The following is a 15879-nucleotide window of genomic DNA, read 5'->3' as shown; positions in this document are numbered from 1 at the left end:
TGCTTCTGTGCAAGTATAACAGTGCCATAAATTTTTTAACCATTCTTTGACTAGGTATTAAAAAGCGACATGAATGAAACTCTAAGCCAAATAATCGCGGGAGAGCTACAAGTTCAACCGAAACAGGTATTTTCTGCTATCACCTTGTTAGATGAAGGGAATACGGTTCCTTTTATTGCTCGTTATCGTAAGGAAGTCACAGGAGGCCTTGATGATACTCAGCTTCGCCAATTAGAGAACCGTTTAGGCTATTTACGAGAGTTAAATGAACGCAAGCAAACCATCCTCAAGTCAATCGAAGAACAAGACAAACTCACTCCCGAACTCGCCGCTGCTATCAATAACACCTTAAATAAAACCGAGCTTGAAGACCTCTACTTGCCCTTTAAGCCCAAACGCCGCACTCGTGGGCAAATTGCTATCGAAGCAGGCCTAGAGCCGTTAGCAGACACATTGTGGAATGACCCCACTCAATCCCCCGATGATGTCGCTCAATCCTTTGTCAATGCCGAAAATGGCGTGGCAGATACGAAAGCGGCTCTCGATGGTGCTCGTTATATCTTAATGGAGCGTTTCGCCGAAGATGCAGCATTATTAGCTAAAGTTCGCGACTATTTACTGAAAAATGCCCATTTGGTTTCCAAAGTTATCGATGGCAAACAAACCGAAGGCGCTAAATTTAGTGACTACTTTGATCACCAAGAACCTGTTTCTTCCGTTCCGTCGCATCGCGCATTAGCCATGTTCCGTGGTCGTAATGAAGGTATTTTACAGTTATCACTAAACTGTGACCCGCAATTTGAAGAGCCACCAAAAGAAAGTTACTGTGAAGAGATCATTACTCGTCACCTTGATGTTCGATTGAATAATGCACCAGCAGACCAATGGCGTAAAGCGGTTATTAGCTGGACATGGCGCGTCAAAGTATTGCTACATCTCGAAACTGAGATTATGAGCTCACTGCGCGAAAAAGCAGAAGAAGAAGCAATCAATGTGTTTGCGCGTAACCTCAGTGACTTATTGATGGCGGCACCAGCCGGTATGCGGGCGACTATGGGGTTAGATCCGGGTCTACGGACAGGGGTGAAAGTCGCGGTGGTGGATGCGACAGGTAAACTTATCGCAACGGATACTATCTATCCACACACAGGTCAAGCGGCTAAAGCGGCGGCTAGCGTTGCGGCCTTATGTCAAAAACACCAAGTCGAGTTAGTCGCTATCGGTAACGGAACGGCTTCAAGAGAGACTGAGCGCTTCTTTGCTGACGTGCAAAAACAGTACCCCGAAGTCACAGCACAGAAAGTGATTGTGAGTGAAGCGGGGGCCTCCGTTTACTCGGCATCAGAGCTGGCCGCTCAAGAGTTCCCTGATCTTGATGTGTCATTGCGCGGAGCCGTGTCTATCGCACGCCGCTTACAAGACCCCCTCGCCGAATTAGTGAAAATCGACCCGAAATCGATTGGTGTTGGTCAATATCAACACGATGTGAGCCAAACTCAATTAGCTCGTAAACTCGATGCCGTGGTCGAGGACTGTGTAAACTCTGTCGGCGTTGACTTGAATACCGCTTCTGTTGCCTTGCTAACCCGCGTTGCAGGTCTAAGCAAAATGATCGCGCAAAACGTGGTAAATTGGCGCGATGAGAATGGCCGTTTTGCAGATAGAAAACAGCTTCTAAAAGTCACTCGCTTAGGGCCAAAAGCCTTTGAACAGTGTGCGGGCTTCTTACGGATCACCAACGGCGATAACCCACTTGATGCTTCTGGCGTTCACCCAGAGGCTTATCCCGTTGTTGAAAAGATCCTCGAAACTGTTCGCCTGCCCCTTAAAGAGATTATGGGCAACTCCTCTGTTTTAAATAGCTTAAGCCCTCGCGACTTCACAACAGAGCAGTTTGGGGTTCCTACTGTTACCGATATTATCAAAGAGCTGGACAAACCGGGCCGCGACCCACGCCCTGAGTTTAAAACGGCGACCTTTGCCGAAGGCATTGAAACCATGAATGACTTAGTCGCAGGCATGATTTTGGAAGGTTCGGTGACTAACGTCACTAATTTCGGCGCTTTCGTTGATATTGGTGTGCATCAAGATGGCTTAGTGCATATTTCATCGCTGTCTAACAGCTATGTTGAAGACCCACATAAAGTGGTTAAAGCAGGTGATATCGTTAAAGTAAAAGTGATGGATGTTGATATCCCTCGCAAACGTATCGCCTTATCGATGCGCCTTGATGAACAACCCGGCGATACCAATAGCGCACCACGCCGCCATAATGACCAGCAAGAGAGAAACTCACGTAAACCGCAATCTGCACAACGTGACATGTCACGGAAAAACCAAGCCGCCACTGGAAACAGTGCGATGAGTGATGCCCTCGCTGCCGCATTCGGTAAAAAACGCTAATCCCTCAACCTCTACAATCCGATTTCTCTTTGATTGTAGAGGTTTTTACTCACGCCCAAGCTATTTCGCCCCGTGAATAATTAACAAAACAAATACATTAATCGATTTTAATTTACTCTATAAATTTATTGGGTTTCGCCTTGGTGCGCGGCAAACTCAATGCTTAGTTGATCCACATCAATTAAATTTGACGAAAAAAGAGGCTAAATATAACGAATAGTTGATGATTATTATTATCATTATTGATTAGATTTTTTTCTGTTTATGCTGACTTTTTACTTGTATCTCTCTTAATAACAATCATCAGTATTATTACCTATGACTAATGGAAGGCGATATGTCACTACTTCCTCAACACAGCTACAAAATACTCGGTTTTTCACCGCAGATAAGCCCCGCTTACCGACAAAAACTGCTCTCGCTTGGTTTATTACCGGGTTCCATTTTTAAAGTAGTACGTTTTGCTCCTTTAGGAGACCCAATACAAATCGAAACGCATCGAGTTAGTCTTGTACTACGAAAAAAAGATCTCGCCTTACTCAACCTTGATGAAGCCACGCCGACTTAATATCAGGTGTTGTTATACCACGTTACTATTTTGTATTTTTATTATCGGTAAACACTATGAAACCATTAACCATCGGCCTCATTGGCAATCCAAATGCAGGTAAGACAACGCTATTTAACCAATTAACTGGCTCTCGCCAACGGGTTGGTAACTGGGCTGGTGTCACCGTCGAAAGGAAAGTTGGGCGTTTTAATACGGCTGAGCATCATATTGAATTAGTTGACTTGCCCGGTACTTATTCGCTAACCACCATTTCAGAACAGACATCTCTCGATGAGCAAATCGCCTGCTATTTTATTTTAAGCGGCGAAGCCGATATGCTGATTAACGTCGTCGATGCCTCTAATTTAGAGCGCAACCTCTACCTCACTTTGCAATTAGTGGAGTTGGGAGTACCTTGCATCATCGCACTTAATATGTTGGATATTGCACAAAGCCAACACATTGAGATTGATGTTGAAAAACTGCAACAGCAGTTGGGTTGCCCTGTCATTCCGTTGGTTTCAACCCGTGCGACAGGGATTGATAAACTCAAACAAGCGATTGATAAACATCCTCAGAACAATATGACAGCGCTGGTTGAATATCCGGCGGCCTTATTACAAGAGGTGGATTCACTCTCTGAGCAGATCTCGGCGCAGCAATTTAGTCAGCAACAACGTCGTTGGTTAGCATTGCAGATACTCGAAGGCGATATTTATAGCCGCCAGCGCGCGAATATTACAGAAGCGCAATTGCAGGCAACTCAACAGCACTTAAAAGCTAGCTTAAATGAAGAGCCTGAACTGTTAATTGCCGATGCCCGCTACCAATCCATTGCAGCGATTTGTGAGAAATCCATCAATAACAGTGCCGCGGAGCCCAACAAATTAACGCAATCCCTTGATAGACTCATCCTTAACCGCTGGCTTGGCGTTCCGATTTTTTTATTTGTCATGTACTTAATGTTCGTCTTGGCAATTAATATTGGTGGCGCTTTGCAGCCGTTCTTTGAAGGTGCCTCAGAAGCCATCTTTATCCATGGTATTCAGTGGGTAGGGGCGTATTTCAGTTTCCCTGATTGGCTCACCGTCTTCCTTGCACAAGGTATTGGTGGCGGTATCAATACCGTACTCCCTCTCGTACCGCAAATTGGTATGATGTACCTGTTTTTATCTGTCTTAGAAGACTCGGGCTATATGGCACGAGCCGCCTTTGTGATGGATAGATTAATGCAGGCCTTGGGCTTACCGGGTAAATCCTTCGTGCCATTAATTGTGGGTTTTGGTTGCAATGTTCCCGCTATTATGGGCGCACGTACGTTGGATGCACCTCGTGAGCGCCTCATTACCGTATTAATGGCTCCATTTATGTCTTGTGGTGCACGGCTCGCTATCTTCGCGGTATTCGCCTCCGCGTTTTTTGGGAAAAGTGGCGCAAGTATTGTTTTTTCACTCTATATCCTCGGAATTGTTGTCGCTATCTTAACGGGTTTGCTACTCAAACATACCTTAATGCGTGGTGAAGCCTCTCCTTTTGTGATGGAACTCCCGGTGTATCATGTGCCCCACCTAAAAACACTGTTGATCCAAACTTGGCAGCGCCTAAAAGGCTTTGTGATCCGTGCGGGTAAAGTTATCGTGGTTGCCAGTATGTTTATCGGCGCTTTAAATAGTTTTTCCCTTTCAGGAAAACCTGTCGATAATATTAATGACTCCGCTCTTGCTTCCGTCAGTAAAGTGATTACCCCTGTTTTACAGCCTATCGGAGTGCATACCGATAACTGGCAAGCCACTGTTGGTTTGATTACTGGTGCGATGGCAAAAGAAGTTGTTGTAGGAACATTAAACACCCTCTACACCGCGGAAAATATCACAGCCGAGCCATTCGATGCCCAATCCTTTGATTTACTCGATGAGTTGGGGGATGCAGTCGCAGAAACTTGGGATAGTTTGAAAGAGACCTTTACCCTAAGTGCACTTTCTAATCCAATCGAGGCAAGTAAAGGCGATGGTGAAATGGCTTCTGGATCCATGGGCACCATGGCAGCCAAATTTGGTTCCGATATTGCCGCATACAGCTACCTTATTTTTGTCTTGCTGTATGTCCCTTGTGTTTCGGTCATGGGGGCTATCGCTCGTGAAACCAATAAAAGCTGGATGGCATTCTCCATTTTATGGGGGCTGAATGTGGCTTATAGCCTTGCGGCTCTGTTCTACCAAGCTGCAACTTTTAGCCAGCACCCGCAAAGCAGCTTAATTATTATTGTTGCAGTTATCATATTTAATCTTGTGCTGTTTACCTTATTGCGCCGAGCACGGAGCAGAGTAACACTGAATCTGGCAAATCAAACCGCCAAATCTTGTTCCGACTGCTCAGGCAAGGCCTGCCACTAACGGGGAATAACAATGGTCAGCTTGTTACAAATTAGGGATTTCATTGCACTGTATGGGCAAGCTGACCTCGACTTACTCAGCCAACGACTCCATGCCCCTAAATCACTTATCCAAGCGATGCTCGATAAACTAGTCGCAATGAACAAAATCGAAAAAGTCGATATAACAGCCTGTTTAACCGGAACAAGCTGTAAAGGATGCCCCGAAAGCAGTAATTGCTCACACCCTTTATATAAAATAAAGTCACCCCCGCTCTGTGAATGACTTACGCGACCTCGACAATGTCTCTTTTTTAAAGTTTTAATCAAATTACTCACTAAAATACATGACTTCATTCAGGTTAAAAGAGGAAGTATGTATGACAAGATTTGATAAAAGCCTATTTTTAAATAATACGCTTAATTACCTTCGTCAATTCGGCTATCAAGCAATCCCATCAGAAGTGAAATATAATTTAACCAAAGGCCTTACCGCTTATTTCCTCGTTACCTCAGTGAAAAATAGTGGTAACAGTTACATCAGCTTGTTATCGCGAGCGCAAGATTATCTTAATCGTACTCACTTAACTTCAAATAAAACCGATATCTCCCATGAATTACTCACAACAAGTATCAAAAAAGTACTTGATATCCAAAAACCCTTAGATGTGATTAAACGCTATCAAGACTATCATGCCAGCTCTAGCAAAATTGATCGCCGAGGTTTAGGCGTAAAACAATCACTCGCAACCCACCGAAAAGCAGATGTTGAAAGCAGCCAACATTTCAAAAAATATAGTGACAGCGTTCATCAATTAGCTGAACAATATTTTAATGCACTAAAAAATAAAGCACTTAAAAACGTTGATGAGCTCGACCCCTCATTAAATAAGGTTTTATTTAAAAAATTACTCAGCAGATACCCCAATAATTTATCAAAACTCATTACCAAATCCGATAAAAGCCTAATAGAGGCCTGCTTTAATACCGCTGCGGAACAAATGCGTTGCCCCAAGTTAAAGCAATATGACCAATTTATGGCAAAAAATGGATTTATCACAGCGAGTGAAACTGAGCTTAGCTATTTTTTTCAAATAAAAACGCCTGTTGAAATTAAACTAGGGTTACGTGAAGACGCCCGGCAGGCTGAAACAGGCAATAAAGAGACAGGGATACAAATTTTTGCCGGTAAAGATACATTAGCGGCCTATATCCGTAAAAATCCAGCGGATGATGTCACAACTTTCACCCTCTTTGACCCTAATGTCGGTGTTGAAAAATTCTATAGTATTGACGCCTTTCTTACGACGCTGATTAGCAAAGCTACGGCTTATAACCTTGAAAATGGCTATTCTACCGAAACATTGAAATACAAAAAGTTTTATTACCACCGACCACCCGCCGCCGACCAAGAACAAACGGCAACCCATCGTGCAAACCTTTTTGCGCCGTCCGCGCCACCACTCCCTTTTGAGCCTTCCGCCCCACCCGAGGCGTTGATGGCAGAAGACACGGTTGGCTCTACCAGCTCTGCCGTTCCTCCATCTTATGGCGAACTATTTCTAGGGGATAAATCCCCTTTAGCGCTCCATGACGCACATCTTTCTGGGCAGCACAACGCACCAGCTCCCCCTTATGCCCTATTTTCGCCTACCCAGCAACGTTAGTTTTATCATTTTACTCAGTGGCTTATTGCCACTGAGCTAATAGGTCACTCTTCCAATCGTGCCAGAAAGTCCAGTAAATATTCACAAAATTCATCTGGATGGGAAATGAAGGGTGCATGAGCGCTATGGCGCATCACAACAGAAGGTGAATTAGGATAACGTTCATCAAGTAATGTCGCGACTTTACGTGGCACCAAACCATCTAAGTAACCATAAAGACGTAAAAATGGCACGGTGAGAGCTTTAAGCTCCTCACGTAAATCTGTAATACGTAAAATTTCTAGCCCTGCATTTAGAATTTCCACTTTTGGCATAGGCTGCTCGAGCACCACAGATTTTAGCAATTTAGCATCTTGACGAGCGCTTTCAGTGCCTAACGTCTGCAATGCTAAAAAACGTTCGACTGTGCGCTGAAAATCTGTCGATAGTTGCTGTTCAAACCCAAGTAGCACCGTTGATTTTATCCCTGGCCAGCTCCCCTCATGGGCTTGAAAACAAGGTGATGAAGCGACCGTAATCAATCCTTTTACCTGCTGAGGATGGCTAAGTGCAATATGACTGGCGATTAATCCCCCCAGTGACCACCCGAGCCAAATAGCCTCTTTAGGCGCCTGCTGCCATAAAGTATCAGCCATCGCGGCTAAATTCATCGCATCAAACCCTTGGCTACGACCATAGCCAGGCATGTCAACTAAATGCAAACGAAAATGCGGTGAGATTCGCGGAATAATGGAACGCCACACTTCGGCATTCAGCCCCCATCCGTGCAGCAACACAAGATCTTGAGAACCTTCACCGATTGTCTCCCAGTACAACTGCGTCATGGTTACACTCTCTTTTTTCACAGGAATATGCTTATGCTAACAATGCAAGGTGCCTGTTGGCTATGCCAGCAGCCATTAAAATTAGTGGATCACGGGATTTGTGCGTTCTGCATAAAGCGTATCCCAACCATGTCAAATGTCTGCCATCGGTGCGCACTACCAGCCGAACAAGGCCACATCCTATGTGGTCGCTGCTTAATTCAGCCGCCTGCGTGGCATCGGTTAATCGCTGTTAGCCCCTATCAAGCCCCTTTACGTAAATTAATCCATCGTTATAAGTTTAACCCACAGCCTCAATTAGCTTTCACGCTTGCTAAAGTGTACGCATTACATTGGCTTAATGGTTATCGCCAGCAGCTTTGGCCTAAGCCTGATAGGCTTTTGACAATCCCTTCACACCCTAAGCGGCTATGGTTACGTGAATTTGACCACATTGCTTTTATCGGTGAATATTTAGCCAAGTGGTTAAATATTGCCTATTCACGAAATTCATTATTGCGCACTCGTGATACACTGGCTCAGATAACATTAAAACGTAAACACCGCCACAGCAATCTTAATGGCGCATTTACCCTAACAACCCCTGTCATAGGGCAGCACGTCGCTATTTTTGATGATGTGCTGACGACAGGCGCGACGATGCAAGCCGCGGCACAATTGCTGATTTGTGCGGGTGTAGAGACAGTACAGGCTTGGTCACTCTGTCGCACCTTGTAGGAATGGGGCAAATGGGCGTATTATAACCAACTAAAGCGGTCAACTATTATTGAGCAAATGATTATGATTAATATTACTGAAGCAGCACAGGCTCATTTTGCCAAATTACTGGAAAACCAAGAGCCAGGCACCCAAATTCGCGTGTTTGTCATCAACCCAGGCACACCTTCTGCTGAATGTGGCGTTTCCTACTGCCCACCGGACGCTGTTGAAGCAACAGACCAAGAATTGAAATTTGAGCGCCTATCCGCTTATGTTGATGAGATCAGCGCACCATTCTTAGAAGACGCAGAAATTGATTTCGTGACAGATCAGTTGGGTTCACAACTGACGCTCAAAGCGCCTAACGCAAAAATGCGCAAAGTCTCTGATGACGCACCTCTTATCGAACGTGTTGAGTATGTTTTACAATCACAAATTAACCCACAACTTGCAAGCCATGGCGGTCGTGTCTCACTGATGGAGATCACTGATGACGGCTTTGCTATTTTACAGTTTGGTGGCGGTTGTAACGGCTGTTCAATGGTCGATGTCACATTAAAAGAAGGGATTGAAAAAGAACTTCTCAAAATGTTTGAAGGCGAGCTAAAAGGTGTTAAAGATCTTACTGAGCACCAACGTGGTGAGCATTCGTTCTACTAATTGTTCACCTAAACTTGCTAATCTGACGGCGCCCGTATCTTATTGCGGGTGTCTTTTATTATTTCATCACCTTTATAATTCGGTATTTTATGGAACAATTTGAGACGCTAACGCCTGCACAGGCATACCAACATTGGGTTGATGGCACTGCGATATTAGTGGATGTTCGTGACCCACAAAGCTTCCGTGCGGGGCACGCAAGTGGCGCCTATCATTTGACCAATGAAACACTGAGCGCATTTTTAGCACAAACAGACTATGAGCAGACCATCATGGTGATGTGTTATCACGGTCATAGCAGCCAAGGAGCTGCACAGTACTTAATTAATATTGGCTTCGAATCCGTCTACAGTATCAATGGTGGTTTTGAGGCTTGGTTGAGGGAATATCCACAAGCCGTTACGGCTCTCTAAGCGAGAAAATCCATTCATGATCCATGTTGTTTCATTCACAAATCCCAGAATGGCCCAGGCTTTTGTCGATTATATGGCAAGCCAACATATCGAATTAAAAGTCCATCCTGTTCCAGAGCAGCAGCAAATAGAGCTTTGGCTTCAAGATGAGCAATATCTCGCAAAAGTACAGCAAGAGCTTAACCTTTTTTTGCAAGATCCATCAAACCCCCGTTATACCGAAGCAAGCTGGAAAATAGGTAACACCCAAACCGCGTTTAAATATCGCAACACTTTGACCTTGGCTAATCTCAAAGCACAATCAGGTCCTTTAACCATCGCCGTCATACTGATCTGTGCTGGCGTTTATTTTTGGTTAGCCATAACCCAGCACCTTGATGTGCTACGTTATCTTGCATGGCCACGGGAAGGGCAGCAATTTGAACTTTGGCGGTGGTTTAGCCCTGCATTCGTTCAATTTTCCCTATCTCAGCTCATTTTTAACCTCGTTTTGTGGTGGTATTTAGCTAGCCAAGTTGAACGTAGGCTAGGCTCCGGTAAATTACTAACGATCTTTTTAGTATCTGCCTTATTCTGTAATTGGGGGCAATCGCTGTATAGTGCATCTAATTTTGGTGGACTATCTGGGGTTGTCTACGCGCTGATCAGCTACGTTTGGCTAATGGGTGAACGTCAACCCGAAAAAGAGGTCAGTGCTCCGAGAGGGTTAATCATTCTAGTTGTTGTTTGGCTCGTGTTAGGTAACTTAGAAATTTTAGGTCCTGATATCGCAAATGCCTCACATATATCGGGGTTAATTATCGGATTATTGATGGGAATATGGGATAATCGACATACTTTTACATCCCATCGCTCCAGATAGAACATACATATTTAGTTAGAGGCTAACACCGTGAAACAGACCCAGAGACATGATGCAATCATCGAACTCGTTCGCCTTCAGGGCTATGTGAGCACTGAAGAGCTTGTTGAGCATTTCGAGGTTAGCCCTCAGACGATCCGCCGTGACCTCAACGACCTCGCAGAACAAAATAGGATCCAGCGCCACCATGGTGGTGCAGCCCTGCCTTCTAGCTCGGTTAATGCGGCCTATCACGACCGTAAAATCATGTGGTCAAATGAAAAAGCTCGCATTGCTCAACGCGTTGCCAGCCAGATCCCTGATGGTGCAACCTTATTTATCGATATCGGTACAACCCCTGAAGCCGTGGCTCATGCACTGGTGAATCATAAAAATCTACGGGTCGTGACCAACAACCTAAACGTCGCCACACTGCTAATGCCAAAAGAAGACTTCCGCTTGATCCTCGCGGGTGGCGAAGTACGCTCACGCGATGGCGGCATTGTTGGTGAGGCAACTCTGGATTTTATCTCACAATTTAGGCTGGATTACGGTATCTTAGGGATCAGCGGCATTGATATGGATGGTTCACTACTTGAGTTTGATTATCACGAAGTGCGCACCAAACGCGCAATTATCGAAAACTCACGTTGTGTGATGCTAGTCACTGACCACTCAAAATTTGGTCGTAATGCCATGGTCAACCTCGGCAATATGAATCTGATCGATCATTTATTTACCGACAAGCTACCACCTGAAAGCATTCAAAAAGTGATTGAACAGCACAATGTACAACTCGAGCTGTGCTAATACTTTAATCTAGATGGTAGTATCGGCTACCATCTTTCCTTTCCTGCCAAACTTAACCTTTTCGTTAACCCTCTCGATAACGCTCTCAATGACATTCTTTCGTTAATGTTCGAACATTTTCACTTTGTAAAAATAGTCACAGTATATGTGTGGTTATTGAAAATAATTTGTTACCTTTATCACGAGTTGTTGTTTTTTGTTGGTTAACAGTTGGCATATTAATCGATTTTGATTACAATCAAATGAGCGAAAACGAACATTATAGAAAACGTTTCGAACATCTCAGGGGGATGCATGGAAACTAAAGACTTGATTGTAATCGGCGGCGGTATAAACGGCGCTGGTATCGCGGCAGATGCCGCTGGCCGTGGATTATCTGTATTGCTGCTTGAAGCTCAAGACTTGGCAAGTGCGACATCATCTGCGAGTTCAAAACTGATCCACGGTGGTTTACGTTATCTTGAGCATTATGAATTTCGCCTTGTGAGTGAAGCACTTGCTGAACGCGAGGTGTTATTAAAACTTGCGCCACACATTGCGTTTCCAATGCGCTTCCGTCTGCCGCACCAACCTCACTTACGCCCAGCTTGGATGATCCGTATTGGCTTGTTCCTGTATGATCACTTGGGTAAACGTACCAGCTTGCCCGGCAGTAAAGGGTTAAAATTTGGTCAAAATTCCGTCCTTAAGCCTGAACTTAACAAAGGTTTCGAATATTCAGACTGTTGGGTCGATGATGCGCGTTTGGTTGTATTAAACGCTCAAGAAGTGGTACGTAAAAATGGTGAGGTTCGCACACGTACAAAAGTCACTCGAGCCTATCGTGAAGATGGCTTATGGGTGGTTGAAGCAGAAGACCTGCGCACTGGTGAAAAAGAAACTTGGAAGGCGAAAGGTTTAGTTAACGCCACTGGCCCATGGGTAAAAGAGTTCTTTGACGATGGTTTGAAACTCAAATCACCTTATGGCATTCGTCTTATCAAAGGTAGCCATATTGTTGTGCCTCGCGCTCATGATGAGCCACAAGCTTATATTTTACAAAATGAAGACAACCGTATTGTGTTTGTGATCCCTTGGATGGATGAATTTTCCATTATCGGCACCACCGATGTCGAATACAAAGGCGATCCAAAAAATGTTCGTATTGATGACAATGAAGTGAACTACTTACTAAAAGTCTATAACGATCATTTCAAAAAACAGTTGAGCAAAGCGGATATTGTTTGGGATTACTCAGGGGTTCGTCCATTATGTGACGATGAGTCTGATTCACCACAAGCCATTACACGTGACTACACACTCGATATTCACGATGAAAATGGCAAAGCACCGCTGCTGTCTGTTTTCGGCGGTAAATTAACCACTTATCGTAAACTCGCAGAAGCGGCTGTCGGTAAACTTGCGCCTTACTACCCAAATGCAGGTGCAGCATGGACTAAAAATGGTGTGCTGCCTGGTGGTGATATTGAAGGTTGTGATCGTGATGGTTATGCACGCTTACTACGTCAACGTTACAATTGGCTACCAGAAGGCCTTGCTCTACGTTTTGCAAGAACATACGGTAGTCAAAGCAAGTTGATCCTCGAAGGCGCTAACTCACTCAGCGATCTTGGCGAAGCATTCGGTCATAACGTCTATGAAGCAGAGCTACGTTACTTAGTCGAACATGAGTGGGTTACTGAATTAGATGACGCTATCTGGCGTCGTACCAAATTGGGCATGTGGCTGAACGAAAGTGAAAAACAGCGCATCGCACAATGGTTGGCAGAGCATGTGAACGTCGCTCAACCAGCCACAGTTTAGTTGTAAAAATCTCGTTGGCAATGCACCAAAAGCCAGTCGGTTTATCATCGGCTGGCTTTTCTTTTGGAATTTATACTGACCCATAGAGCACAATACCTACTACTTTATCAGTTGCCTAAACGCATAGAGTTTGATTAAATAATCAAATCACTCTTTCTTCCACCTAGCTAAAGGTATTCCCCGACGATGATTTGAGATCTGCCAGAAAATGCTTACAGATACCCAACACGGTATTTCTTTTTCTGTTTTTGGCAGACAATGGTCATCAATCGTCTCATTTCTTGAAAGATAGCACGCTGTTGTCTGCCCCCTGCTCTCAGGAGGTACACATGACTGTTGCTTGTCATTTTTCACAACTTAATATCGAATTTCACCAAACAGCGCTTTTTCCCCCCTTAAATGGCTCCTTGATATGCCAAAAAAATGCGTTAATTGGCAACAATGGCAAAGGAAAGTCTGTATTAATGCGGCTACTTGCTCAACAAATGCAACCAACCTCAGGCTACGTTAGTTGGGCGATGCCTTTTATGCACGTTGACCAGCTCACACGCTTAGAAGGAGATACCATCGCAGACGCTTTAGGTGTTAGCCCCTTGGTCGATGCATTTACAAGAGTCGATTCGGGTAATGCGACTATGGAGGACTTAGAGCTATTGGAAGATAAATGGCACTTACCCGCCATTTGGCAGAGCTTATTGGACTCAGCCAAATTACCCGTGATGATAGATGCTCCAATTAATCACTTAAGTGGTGGTGAGCGAACTCGTCTTGCATTATGTCGAGCCTTCTTACATAAAGACCATTTTCTGTTATTAGATGAACCCGATAACCACCTTGACCATGAGGGTCGCCAGTGGCTAAGCAATAAATTGGCAGAACATAAAGCAGGCTCTTTGGTTATTACTCATAACCGAGCTTTACTGGCTCATATGCAAATGATTTTTGAGTTAACCGATAAAGGGCTACATGAATATGGCGGCAACTATGCCCTTTATGAAGAACAAAAACATTTTGCTATGGCAGCCATTGAGGCCAAAACCGAACGGCTAGACAACCAAATCCGCCTAGAAAAACGCCAACAACACGCCACGTTGCAAAAAGCAGAGCAACGACGCAAACAAGGCGAAAAAGTTCGTTATAGTGGCTCTCAGTCCTTATTGCTACTGGATATGCAAACCAATCGTGCGCAAAAAAGACAATCTAACGTGGCTGAACGCCATCAGCGTGTTATGAACGATTTACAAGGCCAATTACAGGACGTACAAGACAAACAGATCCATAATAAACAACAGAAAATGACGTTAAATTACCAGCCAGATGGTCGTAAGGTCACGATTTTGGCCTCTCAGCTACAACTGCCTTATGGCTACACGGAGCCTGTTTCTTTCACTGCCTATACAGGGGAACATTGGCACATTAAAGGCCGTAATGGCAGCGGTAAATCAACATTGTTAAAAACCCTTGCGGGGATGATTACTGCGGTATCCGGAGAATACCGAATTAACCCTGCATTTTGTTATCTCGATCAACATCTCAATTTATTGGATAAAACACTCCCCGTCGCGGAAGCGCTACAACGCTATCAACCTGCATTTACCGTTGAACAATGGCGCACCCAATTGGGCATGCTCAGGATCCGAGGGGATAAATCACTCCAACCACTTAGCCAACTTAGCGGTGGTGAACAACTAAAAGCGACGCTATTAGCGCTAACCCATAGCCCAACCCCCCCTGCGATATTGTTACTGGATGAACCTGATAACCACCTTGATTTAGATTCAAAAACACTATTGGAAGGATTACTCAGCGACTACAAAGGCACGCTTTTTTTGGTGTCACATGATGAGACTTTTGTTGAACAATGTGGGATGACCAATGAATTAGTGCTGGCAAATTAACCTTTTTATGCCATTGGCTGCCTACTGGCAGCCAACGAGCGGCTAGTGAATAAACGTCTGCTTGACTCTATCTGACATCAAAACATAGGGGATCCAGATAAAGCAGTAGAAACTGCTATTTACCACATTAATAATGTAGCTATACTCAATTTCAATGCCAAAAATATTTGGGAAAACAAAGCGCGAAACAACAACCATCACGGTATAAAATAGCATCGAGATAATAAATAAAGGTTTCGCGATTTTTAGGCCTTTGAAGGCTGCGATAACGTTCCACGCCAACAAAACTATCAATATACCTTGGGCCATTTGTAGCATATAAAAAGCGTTTGAAAACCCATCGACATAAAAATCAGATTGCTCATTCGTCACAAGGTGCCAAGCTGATTTAACTTGCAGGATATCTAAGTACATCATGATGATAGTCTGATAAAGCATATAAAACAGACCCAGCATAGGTAAAATAAGCCATCCTCTAATGCCTTGTAGTGGTGTTTTTTGAGGGCCCGTTAAGACTGCGGGTGTGTTGACATCCATCTGATTAATAACCTTATTCTTGTGACTTAATACAGCGTTCTAAATATGCTTTCAATACGTGTGCCTGATTATGCACCTTATCTTTAGCACTATACAGCAAGGTGAGATTGCCTAGCTTCGCTTTCTCTACAAGAGGCATCCAAGCCGCTGAATGATGACTTAATTCTTGATGATAGTCTTCAACAAATTTATCGAATTGGTCAGGATGTTGATGAAACCATTTACGTAACTCATTGGATGGCGCAACGTCTTTATTCCATTCATCATAATCGAGCGCGACTTTTTTTATCCCTCTTGGCCATAACCTATCAACCAATACACGGTATCCATCTTCAGACGAAACGGCATCATAGACTCTTTTACAGTAAATCATGCACCCTCACATTTGCGATATTCAGTATCG

Annotated in this window: 15 protein-coding genes; 12 read left to right on the top strand and 3 right to left on the bottom strand. The window is 44.2% G+C overall.

All coding sequences use genetic code 11. The features are described 5' to 3' along the window. Positions 1-69: 69 nt before the first annotated feature. From PR709_RS11075 to PR709_RS11055, 5 genes are all read left to right on the top strand, one after another. Entirely contained in the window at positions 70-2403 is a 2334-nt protein-coding gene (locus PR709_RS11075) for a Tex family protein (protein WP_004923575.1), read from the top strand. Positions 2404-2740: 337 nt separating this feature from the next. Beyond that, positions 2741-2971, top strand: coding sequence for a ferrous iron transporter A (feoA, locus tag PR709_RS11070; protein WP_036942241.1), 231 nt, complete (start codon positions 2741-2743; stop codon positions 2969-2971). A 56-nt stretch (positions 2972-3027) separates the two neighbouring features. Continuing rightward, positions 3028-5346 (top strand): Fe(2+) transporter permease subunit FeoB, encoded by a 2319-nt coding sequence (gene feoB / locus PR709_RS11065; RefSeq protein ID WP_014657016.1) that lies wholly within the window; start codon positions 3028-3030, stop codon positions 5344-5346. A 12-nt stretch (positions 5347-5358) separates the two neighbouring features. Next, the gene (locus tag PR709_RS11060) at positions 5359-5610 is read left to right on the top strand and encodes a FeoC-like transcriptional regulator (protein ID WP_040132687.1); all 252 of its coding nucleotides are present in this window, start codon (positions 5359-5361) and stop codon (positions 5608-5610) included. Between the two features lie 94 nt (positions 5611-5704). After that, complete coding sequence (locus PR709_RS11055; protein WP_042117029.1) at positions 5705-6991, top strand: hypothetical protein; 1287 nt, start codon at positions 5705-5707, stop codon at positions 6989-6991. Positions 6992-7035: 44 nt separating this feature from the next. Here the strand turns inward: PR709_RS11055 and bioH are convergent, their stop codons facing one another. Continuing rightward, a complete protein-coding gene (bioH, locus tag PR709_RS11050; RefSeq protein ID WP_004923560.1) occupies positions 7036-7815 on the bottom strand; it encodes a pimeloyl-ACP methyl ester esterase BioH in 780 nt (259 codons plus the stop codon). Positions 7816-7848: 33 nt separating this feature from the next. Here bioH and PR709_RS11045 point away from each other — a divergent pair, with 33 nt between their 5' ends. From PR709_RS11045 to PR709_RS11015, 7 genes are all read left to right on the top strand, one after another. Beyond that, positions 7849-8532 (top strand): hypothetical protein, encoded by a 684-nt coding sequence (locus tag PR709_RS11045; RefSeq protein WP_014657020.1) that lies wholly within the window; start codon positions 7849-7851, stop codon positions 8530-8532. A gap of 63 nt (positions 8533-8595) precedes the next feature. Then, the gene (gene nfuA / locus PR709_RS11040; protein WP_014657021.1) at positions 8596-9174 is read left to right on the top strand and encodes a Fe-S biogenesis protein NfuA; all 579 of its coding nucleotides are present in this window, start codon (positions 8596-8598) and stop codon (positions 9172-9174) included. An 89-nt stretch (positions 9175-9263) separates the two neighbouring features. Continuing rightward, complete coding sequence (gene glpE, locus PR709_RS11035) at positions 9264-9587, top strand: thiosulfate sulfurtransferase GlpE (RefSeq protein WP_004923549.1); 324 nt, start codon at positions 9264-9266, stop codon at positions 9585-9587. A 16-nt stretch (positions 9588-9603) separates the two neighbouring features. Further along, a complete protein-coding gene (gene glpG, locus PR709_RS11030) occupies positions 9604-10449 on the top strand; it encodes a rhomboid family intramembrane serine protease GlpG (protein WP_014657022.1) in 846 nt (281 codons plus the stop codon). 30 nt (positions 10450-10479) lie between these two features. Continuing rightward, positions 10480-11238 carry a DeoR/GlpR family transcriptional regulator gene (locus PR709_RS11025; RefSeq protein ID WP_004923543.1) on the top strand — a complete coding sequence of 253 codons (759 nt, stop codon included), beginning with the start codon at positions 10480-10482 and terminating at the stop codon, positions 11236-11238. Between the two features lie 294 nt (positions 11239-11532). Beyond that, positions 11533-13041 carry a glycerol-3-phosphate dehydrogenase gene (glpD, locus tag PR709_RS11020; protein ID WP_004923536.1) on the top strand — a complete coding sequence of 503 codons (1509 nt, stop codon included), beginning with the start codon at positions 11533-11535 and terminating at the stop codon, positions 13039-13041. A gap of 329 nt (positions 13042-13370) precedes the next feature. Continuing rightward, positions 13371-14939, top strand: coding sequence for an ATP-binding cassette domain-containing protein (locus PR709_RS11015; RefSeq protein ID WP_004923533.1), 1569 nt, complete (start codon positions 13371-13373; stop codon positions 14937-14939). 42 nt (positions 14940-14981) lie between these two features. Here PR709_RS11015 and PR709_RS11010 read toward each other — a convergent pair whose 3' ends face one another. Further along, positions 14982-15476 (bottom strand): DUF2569 family protein, encoded by a 495-nt coding sequence (locus PR709_RS11010; RefSeq protein ID WP_004923529.1) that lies wholly within the window; start codon positions 15474-15476, stop codon positions 14982-14984. 13 nt (positions 15477-15489) lie between these two features. Continuing rightward, on the bottom strand, positions 15490-15849 hold the full coding sequence (locus tag PR709_RS11005; RefSeq protein ID WP_004923526.1) for a DUF488 domain-containing protein: 360 nt from the start codon (positions 15847-15849) through the stop codon (positions 15490-15492). Between the last annotated feature and the right edge of the window lie 30 nt (positions 15850-15879).

Source organism: Providencia sp. PROV267 (genome assembly GCF_028477825.1).
GTDB classification, from domain to species: Bacteria; Pseudomonadota; Gammaproteobacteria; order Enterobacterales; family Enterobacteriaceae; genus Providencia; species Providencia stuartii.
The sequence above is the reverse complement of the archived record's forward strand: the minus strand, read 5'-3'. Positions and strand labels throughout refer to the sequence as shown.

Coding starts and splice junctions, on each gene's coding strand:
- PR709_RS11055 (WP_042117029.1), top strand. CDS start 5,705: ATGACAAGATTTGATAAAAGCCTATTTTTAAATAATACGCTTAATTAC.
- PR709_RS11075 (WP_004923575.1), top strand. CDS start 70: ATGAATGAAACTCTAAGCCAAATAATCGCGGGAGAGCTACAAGTTCAA.
- PR709_RS11010 (WP_004923529.1), bottom strand. CDS start 15,476: ATGGATGTCAACACACCCGCAGTCTTAACGGGCCCTCAAAAAACACCA.
- PR709_RS11005 (WP_004923526.1), bottom strand. CDS start 15,849: ATGATTTACTGTAAAAGAGTCTATGATGCCGTTTCGTCTGAAGATGGA.
- PR709_RS11015 (WP_004923533.1), top strand. CDS start 13,371: ATGACTGTTGCTTGTCATTTTTCACAACTTAATATCGAATTTCACCAA.
- glpE (WP_004923549.1), top strand. CDS start 9,264: ATGGAACAATTTGAGACGCTAACGCCTGCACAGGCATACCAACATTGG.
- PR709_RS11060 (WP_040132687.1), top strand. CDS start 5,359: ATGGTCAGCTTGTTACAAATTAGGGATTTCATTGCACTGTATGGGCAA.
- glpD (WP_004923536.1), top strand. CDS start 11,533: ATGGAAACTAAAGACTTGATTGTAATCGGCGGCGGTATAAACGGCGCT.
- nfuA (WP_014657021.1), top strand. CDS start 8,596: ATGATTAATATTACTGAAGCAGCACAGGCTCATTTTGCCAAATTACTG.
- feoB (WP_014657016.1), top strand. CDS start 3,028: ATGAAACCATTAACCATCGGCCTCATTGGCAATCCAAATGCAGGTAAG.
- glpG (WP_014657022.1), top strand. CDS start 9,604: ATGATCCATGTTGTTTCATTCACAAATCCCAGAATGGCCCAGGCTTTT.
- PR709_RS11045 (WP_014657020.1), top strand. CDS start 7,849: ATGCTAACAATGCAAGGTGCCTGTTGGCTATGCCAGCAGCCATTAAAA.
- bioH (WP_004923560.1), bottom strand. CDS start 7,815: ATGACGCAGTTGTACTGGGAGACAATCGGTGAAGGTTCTCAAGATCTT.
- feoA (WP_036942241.1), top strand. CDS start 2,741: ATGTCACTACTTCCTCAACACAGCTACAAAATACTCGGTTTTTCACCG.